The sequence below is a fragment of the Mixta calida genome, assembly GCF_002953215.1.
Taxonomy (GTDB): domain Bacteria; phylum Pseudomonadota; class Gammaproteobacteria; order Enterobacterales; family Enterobacteriaceae; genus Mixta; species Mixta calida.
This window is the reverse complement of the sequence record NZ_CP026378.1, coordinates 878919-892415: the sequence shown is the minus strand read 5'-3', so window position 1 is coordinate 892415 and position 13497 is coordinate 878919. Positions and strand designations below refer to the sequence as shown.

Genomic DNA, 13497 nt, shown 5'->3' with positions numbered 1-13497 from the left:
CTATAGTGACAAATCCTGCAACCGCTCTGAAAGCGGCTCCTGAGCGGCTTGCTCAGCGTCAATATCTTCCCTGACTTGTTGATACCAGGTCTGTTCATCCCACAGTTCAAACTTATTAAACTGTCCAACCAGCATCACTTCTTTTGTCAGACTTGCGTGCTGACGCAGCGTACTGGCGATCAGTAAACGGCCAGCGCTGTCCATCTGACATTCGCTCGCATGTCCCAACAGCAGGCGCTGTACGCGGCGCTCTGCGGGGTTCATGCTGGATAAGCGAGAGAGTTTTTGTTCAATAATTTCCCATTGCGGTAAGGTATAAAGCAGCAGGCAGGGCTGATGGAGGTCAATGGTGCAAACCATCTGGCCTTCAGATTCCTCAATCAGCGTTTCGCGATAACGCGTTGGCACGGCCAGCCGCCCTTTGCTATCGAGGTTGACTAAGGTTGCGCCACGAAACATCTCAGCTAATGCCCTCAGTTACCCTTTTTTGCCACTTTATCCCACAAATTCCCACGAAAGGAGTTTACGGAGCGGAGGAAATCATTGTCAAGCTACGCAACAGGCCTGGCGGGATTATTTCTCAGCGTAATAAAAAGGCGCAAAGTTAAAAATGAGGATGATTCTGACGGGTCTGAAAAAATAAACTGATGAATAGTGGTAAAAAAATCGTGGCGCCATTAAATCTGCGCAAAAAGAAAACAGTTTTTACCACGAAGATGAAGGGTTTGCAGTTTGCGATAACGGCGACATTTTAGGGTCATTCCGATAAAAAGGCCGCCTGTGTGCCGGGCGCCGCGCGGCGTCAGTCATCATTATCAATGGCATAATAGAAACATCGGAGAACCGTTAAAAACATTTCCGCCGATTTACTTTAATTTACTTAATAGAGTTTCCCACCCGCCGGAATAATAGCCGCCGTTATTATTGGCGATTTTAAAAGCGAAAGTATTTACAAATGTAAAAAAGCAGCTTGCGCTGCCTTTTATCTATTCCTGTTACCGCTTTACCGCTCTTTACGACTTAATTTACCGCGCCGAACCAGATTACGGCGGATACGCGTTAAGCCAGGTTTCGGCCTGCGCGGTTCATCCAGGCTGGCCAGCACCAGTTCCAGCACGCGTTCTGCGACGTCGCGGTGACGCTGCGCCACCGCCAGAACCGGGCATTCAAGAAAATCGAGCAGTTCATGATCGCCGAACGTGGCGATGGCCAGCTCAGTCGGCAGCCGCCCTTCACGCTGTAGCGTCACATCCATGACGCCCTGCAACAGACCAAAAGAGGTGGTGAAGAGCGCATCGGGCATTGGATGCTCATCCAGATACTTTTCAAACAGCGCGGCCGCTGCGACGCGCTCGAAACTGTTGGCATAGATAAAATCGATCGGCCTTTCATCGCCATGCCAGGCTTCGCGAAATCCCATCTCGCGCAGGAAACTGACCGACAGCTCCGGCAGCGCGCCCATGAAAAGCACATTTTTAACCGGCAGCTGACGCAATTCAGCTGCCAACGCCTGCGCATCTTCCTGATCGGCGCCCACCACGCTGGTGAAATGCTCACGATCCAGCGCGCGGTCGAGCGCGATAATCGGCAGGGAGTGATTCGCCCAACGTTGATAAAAAGGATGTTCCGGCGGCAGCGAGGTTGAAACGATAATCGCATCCACCTGACGCTGCAGCAGATGCTCAATACAGCGCATTTCATTGTCCGGCTGGTCTTCCGAACAGGCGATCAGCAGCTGGTAGCCGCGCTGGCGCGCCTGACGTTCCAGATAGTTGGCGATACGCGTATAACTGGTATTTTCCAGGTCGGGGATCACCAGACCGATAGAGCGGGTTCTGCCCGCTCTGAGGCCGGCGGCCACCGCATTCGGATGATAGTTATGCTCGCGCACCACAGCCATGACTTTCTCAACGGTTTTATCGCTGACACGATATTGCTTCGCCTTGCCGTTGATGACATAGCTGGCGGTGGTGCGCGACACACCGGCAAGACGCGCTATTTCATCCAGTTTCACAATCACTCCACATCGTTAACGCCATGAGGCGAAAAATAGCCGCAGCATGGCTAAGGATAAGCTTTTTTTTACATCTAACCGCAGAAAAGGCCAGCGGGCAACCGCTTTTAATGGCAAAAATGAGGCGCGTCAGAAAATAAAAAAACCCGGCAGAACGCCGGGTTAGCAACAGAATGGATTATCACTTTAGCTAATTAACGCATAATCCGGTCGCCGCGCGAAACGCCGACCACGCCGGAGCGCGCGATTTCGACAATTTCCGCTACCTCGCGCAGCGTATTGAGAAACGCATCGAGCTTCTCGCTGGTGCCAGCCAGCTGAACCGTATAAAGCGTCGGCGTCACGTCGACGATCTGGCCGCGAAAAATTTCGGCGCTGCGCTTCACCTCTTCGCGGGCGTAGCCGCTGGCCTGAATCTTCACCAGCATAATTTCGCGCTCGATATGCGCGCCCTGCCCCAGTTCGCTGACGCGCAGAACATCCACCAGCTTGTGCAACTGTTTTTCGATCTGCTCCAGCGCCTTTTCATCGCCCACGGTCTGAATGGTCATACGCGACAGCGTCGGATCGTCGGTCGGCGCCACCGTCAGGCTTTCGATGTTATAGCCGCGCTGGGAAAACAGGCCGACCACGCGGGATAATGCGCCGGATTCATTCTCCAGCAGAACCGATAAAATACGACGCATAATTATGTCCTCTCCGTTTTGCTTAACCACATTTCATCCATACTGCCCCCGCGGATCTGCATCGGGTAAACGTGTTCGCTGCCGTCCACGTTAACATCAACGAACACCAGCCGATCGTTCGCTACCGTTTCCAGCGCCAGCGCCAGCTTCTCCTCCAGCTCCGCCGGATGGGAAATTGAAATGCCGACGTGACCGTAAGCCTCCGCCAGGCGAACAAAATCAGGCAGCGACTCCATATAGGAGTGCGAATGGCGGCCTGAATAGATCATGTCCTGCCACTGCTTCACCATGCCCAGATAGCGGTTGTTCAGGTTAAGCACCAGAATCGGCAGATTGTATTGCAGCGCGGTGGAGAGCTCCTGAATATTCATCTGAATACTGCCGTCGCCGGTAACGCATACCACGGTTTCCTGCGGCAGCGCCAGCTTCACGCCGATGGCCGCCGGCAGGCCAAAGCCCATGGTGCCGAGCCCGCCGGAGTTAATCCAGCGGCGCGGCTTATCGAATGGATAGTAGAGCGCCGCGAACATCTGATGCTGTCCGACGTCCGAGGTGACGTAGGCGTTCCCTTTCGTCAGGCGCCACAGCGTTTCAATCGCCGCCTGCGGCTTAATTTTTTCGCTGCTGCGGTCGAATTCCAGGCATTTGCGCGCGCGCCAGCCCTCGATGCTCTGCCACCAGTCGCGCAGGCTGTCGAAATCCTGCTGCGTATCGCCTTCCGGCAGTAACTCCAGCATCTGCTGCAACACCTGGCGCGCATCGCCCACCACCGGAATATCTGCCGCCACGGTTTTTGAAATCGATGCGGGATCGACATCAATATGCAGTACGGTGGCGTTCGGACAATATTTCGCCAGATTATTGGTGGTACGGTCGTCGAAACGCACGCCGACGGCGAAGATGACGTCGGCGTTATGCATAGTCATGTTTGCTTCGTAAGTGCCATGCATGCCAAGCATGCCGAGATTCTGTCGATGCGTGCCGGGAAACGCGCCCAGCCCCATCAGCGAGTTGGTGACCGGCAGATGTAATTTTTCCGCCAGGGTAAGCAGCTCGCCGTCGCATTCGGAGATAATTGCGCCGCCGCCAACATACATAACCGGCTTTTTCGCCGCCAGCAGCGCCTGAACGGCGCGCTTTACCTGTCCTTTATGGCCCTGCGTCGTCGGGTTATAGGAGCGCATGCTGACGCTCTCCGGCCAGACGTAAGGCAGCTTATTCGCCGGGTTGAGGATATCTTTCGGCAGATCGATCACCACCGGGCCGGGACGGCCGCTGGCGGCCAGCCAAAACGCTTTTTTCAGGATGGTCGGGATCTCTTCCGTATGTTTTACCAGGAAGCTGTGTTTGACCACCGGGCGCGAAATGCCGACCATATCGCACTCCTGAAACGCATCGTAGCCGATAAGCGAAGACGGCACCTGACCAGACAGCACCACCATCGGCACCGAATCCATATAGGCGGTGGCGATACCGGTAATGGCGTTAGTGGCGCCCGGCCCGGAAGTGACCAGCACCACGCCGACCTCGCCGGTGGCGCGCGCATAGCCATCGGCCATATGCACCGCCCCCTGCTCATGACGCACCAGCACATGATCAACGCCGCCAACGGTTTGCAGGGCATCATAAATATCCAGCACCGCACCGCCCGGATAACCAAAAACATGCTTTACGCCCTGATCGATTAACGATCGGACCACCATTTCAGCTCCTGACAACATCTCCATTTTTGCCTCCCGGCTTTCAGTTCGCTCTCTGTTCTGGCGCTTACCCGCTATCGCCGCGCAATGGGCAAGGCTAAAGGGATCTACGCAGAGATAAACACAGTGTTAATGCTCAAACCCTGAAAGGCGCTTTCAGAGTCAAGGTACAGGGGGAATGAAGCCCTTGCAGATTTATTTACGCTGGCTTTGGCAATTACCATAACCGCAGAAATCTTGTTGGGTAAACCCCAAACTTACCGCTGCGTTTTCGCCGCTTTCTTTTCTTACGCTAATAAGCGAAAGAAATAACAGAAAAAAAGCTGAGACCAGGCGCAATCAACAGCCGATTATTCTGCATAGCTAAACATTCATAGCAAAAACTTATCATTGGCGCTTTTTTTTCTCGCGCGCGGCGATGATAAAGAAAGACGAAGAAGCATTAAGGTAAAATATGCTGCCACAGGGAACCGGTTTACTATTTTATCCCGCCTTAATGCGGGTGATTCGATAAAAAAACACCCGCCCCTGGCGTTAACGCAGCCTTATCACGCCTTGCTCTGACAAACAAAATAAACACTAATATATTGATTATAAAATACTTTATTAAAAATCACTTACGCTATGCCCATATATTCTGCCTGGCAGCCGCCTGTCGGCATTTATCGCTTTTTCATTAAACTTTTTTAATCCGTTATCGCGTCCAAAGCAGGTTGACATCCCGCGCGCAATCAAGTACCAATAAAAACAGCACAAACATTTATGGAGCCTGATTACATGATTCGTTCCTTCCGCCTACTCGGTCTACTACTAAACGCATATCACTTGCGCGGTAGTCGTGTGGGCGGGATCAATCACTGATTCAGGCTTGCAAAACTTAAAAAACCCGCGCCAAGGCGCGGGTTTTTTTATGCTCGTGACACAGGCGAACCGGTAAAAGCCAAACTGAAAGGAAAAAGACGATGAGCCAAGAAGTCATTATTTTCGATACCACTTTGCGCGATGGCGAGCAGGCGTTACAGGCCAGTCTGAGTGTTAAAGAAAAGCTGCAAATTGCGCTGGCGCTGGAGCGCATGGGCGTTGACGTCATGGAAGTGGGCTTTCCGGTTTCGTCGCCGGGCGATTTCGAATCGGTGCAAACTATTGCGCGCACCATTAAAAACAGCCGCGTGTGCGCCCTGGCGCGCTGCGTTGAGAAAGATATCGACGCCGCTTATGAAGCGCTGCGCGTCGCCGAGGCTTTCCGCATCCACACCTTTATCGCCACTTCGCCGATGCATATCGCCACCAAGCTGCGCAGCACCCTGCCGGAGGTTATCGAACGCGCAGTCTATATGGTGAAGCGCGCGCGCAACTACACCAGCGACGTCGAATTCTCCTGTGAAGACGGCGGCCGCACGCCGATTGACGACCTGTGCCGCGTCGTGGAAGCGGCGATTAACGCCGGTGCCACCACCATCAATATTCCTGACACCGTAGGCTATACCCTGCCGCACGAATATGCCCATATCATCGCCTCCCTGCGCGAACGCGTGCCGAATATCGACAAGGCGATTTTGTCAGTGCATACCCATGACGACTTAGGCATGGCGGTCGGCAACTCCATCGCAGCGGTGATGGCGGGCGCGCGTCAGGTTGAAGGCACGCTGAACGGGCTGGGCGAACGCGCCGGCAACTGCGCGCTGGAAGAGGTCATTATGACCATCAAAACCCGCGCCGCGATGATGAATGTCCACACTAATATTAACCACCACGAGATCTGGCGCACCAGCCAGACCGTCAGCCAGATCTGCAATATGCCGATTCCGGCGAATAAAGCGGTGGTCGGCTCTAACGCCTTCGCGCACTCCTCCGGCATCCACCAGGACGGCGTGCTGAAAAACCGAGAAAACTACGAAATCATGACCCCGGAATCGATCGGCCTGAATCAGGTGCAGTTGAACCTGACCTCACGCTCCGGCCGCGCGGCGGTAAAACACCGCATGGAAGAGATGGGCTATCAGGAAAGCGACTATAACCTGGATACGCTGTATGACGCTTTCCTGAAGCTGGCGGATAAGAAAGGCCAGGTATTTGATTACGATCTGGAAGCGCTGGCCTTCATCAATAAGCAAAACGAAGAGGCGGAATATTTCCAGCTGAAAGATTTCAACGTGCAGCTGGGCTCCTCGATCACCGCCACCGCCTCCGTACATCTGACCTGCGGTGAAACGGTGCAGTCGGAAGCGGCCACCGGCAACGGCCCGGTTGACGCGGTATATCAGGCGATTAACCGCATCACCGATTTCAATATCGAACTGGTGAAATACCAGCTCACCGCCAAAGGCCACGGCAAAAATGCGCTGGGCCAGGTAGATATCGTCGTCAATTATAACGATCGTAAATTCCATGGCATTGGCCTGGCGACCGATATCGTCGAATCGTCCGCCGAAGCGATGGTTAACGCGCTGAACAATATCTGGCGCGCCAAACAGGTTGAGCAGGAACTGCAGCGTAAATTCTCAAAAGAACAGAAGGAAATGGTGTGAACATGACGCAGACTCATCATATCGCCGTCTTAGCGGGCGACGGCATCGGCCCTGAAGTGATGGCGCAGGCGATGAAAGTAATGGACGCTATCCGTCAGCGTTTCGCTATACGCATTACGACCAGCGAATATGACGTAGGCGGCATCGCCATCGATCGTCACGGCGAGCCACTGCCGGCGGCCACCGTCGCGGGTTGTGAGCAGGCGGACGCGATCCTGTTCGGCTCCGTCGGCGGCCCGAAATGGGAACATCTGCCGCCGACGCAGCAGCCGGAGCGCGGCGCCCTGCTGCCGTTGCGTAAACACTTCAAACTGTTCAGCAATCTGCGTCCCGCCAGCTTATACAAAGGTCTGGAAGCGTTTTGCCCGCTGCGCAGCGATATCGCCGCCCGCGGCTTCGATATCTTATGCGTGCGCGAGCTGACCGGCGGCATCTATTTCGGCCAGCCGAAGGGCCGCGAAGGCAGCGGCATGTATGAAAAGGCGTTCGACACCGAAGTGTATCACCGCTTTGAAATCGAGCGCATCGCGCGTATCGCCTTTGAATCCGCGCGCAAACGCCGTAGCAAAGTCACCTCTATCGATAAGGCGAACGTGTTGCAGACCTCGGTCATGTGGCGCGAGATTGTAAACGAAGTGGCGAAAGATTATCCCGACGTGCAGTTAAGCCATATGTATATCGATAACGCCACCATGCAGCTGATTAAAGATCCGTCGCAGTTCGACGTGCTGCTCTGCTCCAACCTCTTCGGCGACATTCTTTCTGACGAGTGCGCGATGATCACCGGCTCGATGGGCATGTTGCCCTCCGCCAGCCTGAATGAGCAGGGCTTCGGCCTGTACGAACCGGCGGGCGGCTCGGCGCCGGATATTGCCGGTAAAAATATCGCCAACCCCATCGCGCAAATCCTGTCGCTGGCGCTGCTGCTGCGCTACAGCCTGGATGCCGATGAGGCGGCTAACGCCATTGAAAGCGCCATCAACCGCGCGCTGGAAGAAGGTTACCGTACCCGTGATTTGGCTGGCGACGGCCCATCTGTAAGCACCGATGAAATGGGATCGATTATCGCCCACTTTATCGCTGAGGAAGCATAAAAATGAGCAAAACATTATACCAGAAGCTGTTTGACGCCCATGTCGTGTATGAAGCGCCCAACGAGACGCCGCTGCTCTACATCGATCGCCACCTGGTGCATGAGGTCACCTCGCCGCAGGCGTTTGACGGCCTGCGTGCCCACGGCCGCAAGGTGCGTCAGCCGTCGAAAACCTTCGCGACGATGGATCATAACGTTTCCACCCAGACCAAAGACATCAACGCTTCCGGCGAGATGGCGCGCATTCAGATGCAGGAGCTGATCAAGAACTGCGAAGAATTCGGCGTTCAGCTGTATGACCTGAACCACCCCTACCAGGGCATCGTGCATGTTATCGGGCCGGAACAGGGCATGACGCTGCCGGGCATGACTATCGTATGCGGCGACTCGCACACCGCGACCCATGGCGCTTTCGGTTCGCTGGCCTTCGGCATCGGCACCTCGGAAGTGGAGCATGTACTGGCCACGCAGACCCTGAAGCAGGGCCGCGCCAAAACCATGAAGATTGAAGTCACCGGCACGGCAGCGCCGGGCATTACGGCGAAAGATATCGTGCTGGCGATCATCGGCAAAACCGGCAGCGCCGGCGGCACCGGCTACGTCGTGGAATTCTGCGGTCCGGCGGTTGAAGCGTTGAGCATGGAAGGCCGCATGACGCTGTGCAATATGGCGATTGAAATGGGCGCCAAAGCGGGCCTGGTCGCGCCGGACGACGTCACCTTCAACTACCTGAAAGGCCGCCAGTTCGCGCCGCAGGGCGAACAGTGGCAGCAGGCGGTCGACTACTGGCGCACCCTGAAATCCGACAGCGACGCGCATTTCGACGCGGTTGTGACGCTGGACGCGGCGGAGATCGCGCCGCAGGTGACATGGGGCACCAACCCCGGCCAGGTGATCGCCGTTAACCAACAGATCCCCGATCCCGCCTCTTTCCAGGATCCGGTGGAGCGCGCCTCGGCGGAAAAGGCGCTGGCGTATATGAATTTACAGCCGGGCGTTAAGCTGACCGAGGTCAATATCGATAAAGTCTTTATCGGCTCCTGCACCAACTCGCGTATTGAAGATTTACGCGCCGCCGCCGCTATCGCCAAAGGGCGCAAAGTCGCGCCGGGCGTGGTGGCGATGGTGGTGCCTGGCTCCGGCCCGGTAAAAGCGCAGGCGGAAGCGGAAGGTCTGGATAAAATTTTCCTCGACGCGGGCTTCGAATGGCGTCTGCCGGGCTGCTCCATGTGCCTGGCGATGAACAACGATCGTCTCAACCCCGGCGAACGCTGCGCCTCCACCAGCAACCGCAACTTCGAAGGACGCCAGGGCCGCGGCGGCCGCACGCATCTGGTCAGCCCGGCGATGGCCGCCGCTGCCGCTATCGCAGGCCGTTTTGCCGACATCCGCGAACTGAACTAAGGAAACGATCATGGCGAAGAAATTTACTCAACATACCGGCATTGTGGCGCCGCTGGACGCGGCCAACGTCGATACCGATGCCATTATCCCAAAACAGTTCCTGCAAAAGGTCACCCGCACCGGTTTTGGCCAGCATCTGTTTCACGACTGGCGCTTTAACGATGACGCCGGCACTCAGCCCAACCCGAACTTCGTGCTGAACCAGCCGCAGTTCCAGGGTGCCAGCATCCTGCTGGCGCGTGAAAATTTTGGCTGCGGCTCCTCACGCGAACATGCGCCCTGGGCGTTGACCGACTTCGGCTTTCAGGTGGTAATTGCGCCCAGCTTCGCCGATATCTTTTACGGCAACAGCTTCAATAACCAGCTGCTGCCGGTACGGTTGAGCGAAGAGGATGTGGATGCGCTGTTCCGTCTGGTCGCGGCGCAGCCCGGCATACAGTTTACCGTGGACTTAACCACGCAGCAGGTGATGGCTGGCGATAAAACCTACGCCTTTGAAATTGACAGCTTCCGCCGTCACTGCATGATTAACGGGCTCGACAGCATCGGCCTGACGTTGCAGCACGAGGCGTCGATTGCTGAATACGAACAGAAACAGCCTGCCTTCCTGCGTTGATGTCTTTCACTTTCTCGCCCCTGAGGGGCGAGAAAGTTTTTCCCTTTTATCTGCATTGTCGCCGCTTTGATTCTCCCCTACGATGCCTGCCGCGCTAAACGTTGCGCACTCGCGTAGAGAGCGCGAACGCCAGCGTCGCTATCCCCAGCGCCAGCCAGTAAACGGCATAGTGGCCGAACGATTCCGCCAATGTGCCCTGTAACAGACCCGCCAGAATCGTGCCGGTTGAAATGCTGTTGGTAAACAGCGTCGTCGCCGCGCCGGGCCGTCCCGGCATCAGATCCTGAAACCAGAGCATGCCGATCCCGGCGATAATACCGATAAATATCGCGTTGAAGATTTGAATCAGCATCAGCACGGTGCGCGACTGGAACAGCACCAGCCCCAGATAAAACAGCACGCCGGAGGCGATGGCCAGCAGCATGATGCGCCGCTTGCCGGTGCGCTTCACAAAATGCCCCGCCAGCAGCATGATCGGAATCTCCAGTCCAGCGGCAGTCCCCATCAGCAGGCCCGCCAGGCGTTCCGGCAGACCCAGCACGCTGCTGATGTAGAGCGGCATATCGATGATATACATGGTGTTGCAGGTCCACATCATCATCGAGGCGACAAACAGCAGGCGCACATCTTTATCGCGCCAGGCGCTGATCTGCGTCAGCAGCACTTCCGGTGACTGCTCCACGCGCGGAACCGACGGCAGCGCAAAGGCGACCAGCGCCAGGCAGACGAGGAACAGCCCTGCCGCCACGATAAACATCACCGTAAAGCCGTAGTTCAGCGCCAGCGCGAAAGAGAGCGGCGGTCCGATAACCCACGCCAGCGAGAGTTGGGCGCGCATCACCGAGCTGAACATCACCACCTCACGCGCCGAGCGGTCGGCATATTCGCGCGCCAGGGCGAATATTTGCGGCATCGACACGCTGGCCAGCGCCGAGAGCAGCACACCCAGCGTAATCAGGGTCAGATAATGACGATTAAAAGCGAACAGCAGCGCGTTCATCAATGCCATCGCGCAGCAAAACAGAATCAGCCTGCGACGGTCGCCGCGGTTATCAGAACGCTTCGCCAGCAGCAGGCTGACCGTGATCCCGGCGACTGCGTTCACGGTATAAAACAGCCCGACCCAGAACGGCGTAACGCCCACCTCACGCGATAAAAACAGGCTCAACGTCGGCGCCTGCAGCGCGCCGGCAATGCCGACCATAAAAGAGACAGCCATAAAAGCGAGATAAACCGGATTGAGACGGCGGCGGCGCGTCAGCAAAAATTTCATAACGGTTCCTGTACCTGGAAGAAGAAAACGGCAAGCAGCCACAAAAGAGACGCCGCAGGCAGATATCGGCCGCGCATGGCGATAACGATCGTTGTAGAAGAAAGCACAGGAAAAAGAAAAAAGCCAGCGGCCTCAATGGCTGCTGGCGGTGTAATTGCACCCTACTCAGAATAAAGAGCGGAGCGACGACGCCCTGTCGGCGGCGCGTCCCGTTCGGATAAAAATGCGCCAGCCGGTCAGGCTGCCTCCCGCACTTTTATCTGCTGTCATTATGCGCATAATAAGGGGACCTAAACACTGACGAATTCTTATACGGAGTTCCCCTTTTATGCCCTCCTCGCGCCTGCAACAACATTTTATTCGCCTGTGGCAGAGCTGTAGCGGCCAGCCGCAGGAAACCACGCTGGAGCGACTGGCACAGCAGATGCATTGTTCGCGCCGGCATATGCGCAACCTGCTGAACGCCATGCAGGCGCAGGGATGGCTCAGCTGGCAGGCAGAGGCGGGACGCGGCAAGCGCTCGCAGCTGCGCTTTTATGCCACCGGACTGGCGCTGCAACAGCAGCGGGCCGAGGAATTGCTGGAGCAGGATGGCATCGAGCAGCTGGTGCAGCTGGTGGGCGACAAAAGCCAGGCACGGCAGATGATCGCGTCGCGGCTGGGCCGCAGTTTCCGCCAGGGCAAACATATCCTGCGCATTCTCTACTACCGCCCACTGTTGAATCTGTTGCCTGGTTCGCCGCTGCGTCGCTCGGAAACCCATCTGGCGCGCCAAATTTTCAGCAGCCTGACGCGCATAAATGAGGAAAATGGGGAACTGGAACCTGATATCGCTCATCACTGGCAGCAGCTGTCGCCGCAGCACTGGCGCTTTTATCTGCGTCCCGCGATCCAGTTTCATCATGGCCGCGAACTGGATATGGCGGATGTGATCGCAAGTCTGGAACGTCTGACGCGCCAGCCACTCTTCTCCCACCTGACGCGTATCGACTCGCCGACGCCCTGGACGCTGGACATCTACCTGAGCCAGCCTGACGACTGGCTGCCGTGGCTGCTGGGCAGCGTCAGCGCCATGATCCTGCCGCAGGAGTGGCCGACGCTGCCGGATTACAGCCGCCAGCCGGTCGGCACCGGCCCCTATTCGGTGGTGCGTAATCAGCAGTCGCAGCTGAAAATTCAGGCCTTCGACGACTACTTTGGCTACCGGGCGTTGATTGATGAGGTCAATATCTGGGTGCTGCCGGAGATTAGCGAGGAGCTGGTTTACGCCGGCGTGAAAGTTCAGGGCAGCCAGGAGGATGAAACCGCGCTGGAAAGCCGGCTGGAAGAGGGCTGCTACTTTCTGCTGTTCGATCGACGTTCGGCGAAAGGCGGCGACGAGCAGGTGCGTCGCTGGGTCAGCACCCTGCTAAATCCCATCTCGTTGCTGAACAACGCCAGCCCCGGCTATCAGCGCTACTGGTTTCCCGCCTGGGGGCTGCTGCCGCGCTGGCACCATCGGCGTGAAATGCACGCCGACGCGAAACCGGCCGGCCTCACCGAGCTGACGCTGACCAGCTATCGCCATCACAGCGAACATCAGGCGATCGCCGGGCTGCTGACGCCGTTGCTGGCGGCGCACGGCGTGCGGCTGATCGTGCAGGAGATCGACTACGCCAGCTGGCATCACGGCGAGGCGGAAAGCGATATCTGGCTGGGCAGCGCCAACTTTACGCTGCCGCTGGGCTTTTCCGTCTTTGCCCTGCTGTATGAGCTGCCGTTGCTGCAACACTGCATCGATATTGACTGGCAGGGCGACGCCGCGCGCTGGCGTCAACAGCAGCTGACGCTGGCGGACTGGTGTAAAAAGCTGGTAGAAGACCACTATCTGCATCCGCTGTTTCATCACTGGCTGCTGCTGGAAGGCCAGCGCAGCATGCGCGGCGTGCGCATGAATACCCTGGGCTGGTTTGATTTCAAATCCGCCTGGTTCGCGCCGCCTGAATCCTGACGCTTTCGTTAACTTTACGAAAACACTACACTAAGTCGTTCTCAACGGGGTGTGGAGACGCGCAGCCGAAAACAGCGCGCTTTTCCACTGAGAGAGACCCGTCGAACCTGATCCGGTTAATACCGGCGTAGGGATTTGAGATGCCGTCCATCCTCAGATCACGCGCCCTGTTATTCCTTCTCCTCAAGGAGCG

General features: G+C 56.7%; 11 protein-coding genes and 1 riboswitch. Of the genes, 6 read left to right on the top strand and 5 right to left on the bottom strand.

Features of this window, described 5'->3' with window-relative positions; translation table 11 throughout:
• The 4 genes from mraZ to ilvI all read right to left on the bottom strand — a co-directional run bounded on the left by mraZ (nt 1) and on the right by ilvI (nt 4427).
• Nucleotides 1–459, bottom strand: a complete 459-nt coding sequence (mraZ, locus tag C2E16_RS04200) for a division/cell wall cluster transcriptional repressor MraZ (protein WP_038628276.1) — start codon at nt 457–459, stop codon at nt 1–3.
• Nucleotides 460–1003: 544 nt separating this feature from the next.
• Nucleotides 1004–2014, bottom strand: a complete 1011-nt coding sequence (gene cra / locus C2E16_RS04195; RefSeq protein ID WP_038628278.1) for a catabolite repressor/activator — start codon at nt 2012–2014, stop codon at nt 1004–1006.
• A 194-nt stretch (nt 2015–2208) separates the two neighbouring features.
• The gene (ilvN, locus tag C2E16_RS04190; RefSeq protein WP_038628281.1) at nt 2209–2700 is read right to left on the bottom strand and encodes an acetolactate synthase small subunit; all 492 of its coding nucleotides are present in this window, start codon (nt 2698–2700) and stop codon (nt 2209–2211) included.
• Between the two features lie 2 nt (nt 2701–2702).
• Nucleotides 2703–4427: an acetolactate synthase 3 large subunit gene (gene ilvI / locus C2E16_RS04185; protein WP_038628284.1), complete on the bottom strand. Its 1725-nt coding sequence runs from the start codon at nt 4425–4427 to the stop codon at nt 2703–2705.
• A gap of 735 nt (nt 4428–5162) precedes the next feature.
• On the opposite strand from ilvI, the gene leuL reads away from it, so the two are divergent.
• The 5 genes from leuL to leuD all read left to right on the top strand — a co-directional run bounded on the left by leuL (nt 5163) and on the right by leuD (nt 10041).
• Entirely contained in the window at nt 5163–5261 is a 99-nt protein-coding gene (gene leuL, locus C2E16_RS21350; RefSeq protein WP_121495252.1) for a leu operon leader peptide, read from the top strand.
• A 101-nt stretch (nt 5262–5362) separates the two neighbouring features.
• Nucleotides 5363–6928: a 2-isopropylmalate synthase gene (gene leuA / locus C2E16_RS04180; protein ID WP_038628286.1), complete on the top strand. Its 1566-nt coding sequence runs from the start codon at nt 5363–5365 to the stop codon at nt 6926–6928.
• 2 nt (nt 6929–6930) lie between these two features.
• Nucleotides 6931–8022: a 3-isopropylmalate dehydrogenase gene (gene leuB, locus C2E16_RS04175; RefSeq protein WP_084969993.1), complete on the top strand. Its 1092-nt coding sequence runs from the start codon at nt 6931–6933 to the stop codon at nt 8020–8022.
• A 2-nt stretch (nt 8023–8024) separates the two neighbouring features.
• Nucleotides 8025–9425: a 3-isopropylmalate dehydratase large subunit gene (gene leuC / locus C2E16_RS04170; protein ID WP_084969992.1), complete on the top strand. Its 1401-nt coding sequence runs from the start codon at nt 8025–8027 to the stop codon at nt 9423–9425.
• Nucleotides 9426–9435: 10 nt separating this feature from the next.
• The gene (gene leuD / locus C2E16_RS04165) at nt 9436–10041 is read left to right on the top strand and encodes a 3-isopropylmalate dehydratase small subunit (RefSeq protein ID WP_038628293.1); all 606 of its coding nucleotides are present in this window, start codon (nt 9436–9438) and stop codon (nt 10039–10041) included.
• Between the two features lie 94 nt (nt 10042–10135).
• Here the strand turns inward: leuD and C2E16_RS04160 are convergent, their stop codons facing one another.
• Complete coding sequence (locus tag C2E16_RS04160; protein WP_038628295.1) at nt 10136–11314, bottom strand: MFS transporter; 1179 nt, start codon at nt 11312–11314, stop codon at nt 10136–10138.
• A 328-nt stretch (nt 11315–11642) separates the two neighbouring features.
• Between C2E16_RS04160 and sgrR the strand changes: the two genes are divergently transcribed.
• Nucleotides 11643–13304 (top strand): HTH-type transcriptional regulator SgrR, encoded by a 1662-nt coding sequence (sgrR, locus tag C2E16_RS04155; protein ID WP_104951426.1) that lies wholly within the window; start codon nt 11643–11645, stop codon nt 13302–13304.
• Nucleotides 13305–13339: 35 nt separating this feature from the next.
• A riboswitch (TPP riboswitch) is annotated at nt 13340–13456 on the top strand.
• Nucleotides 13457–13497: the final 41 nt, after the last annotated feature.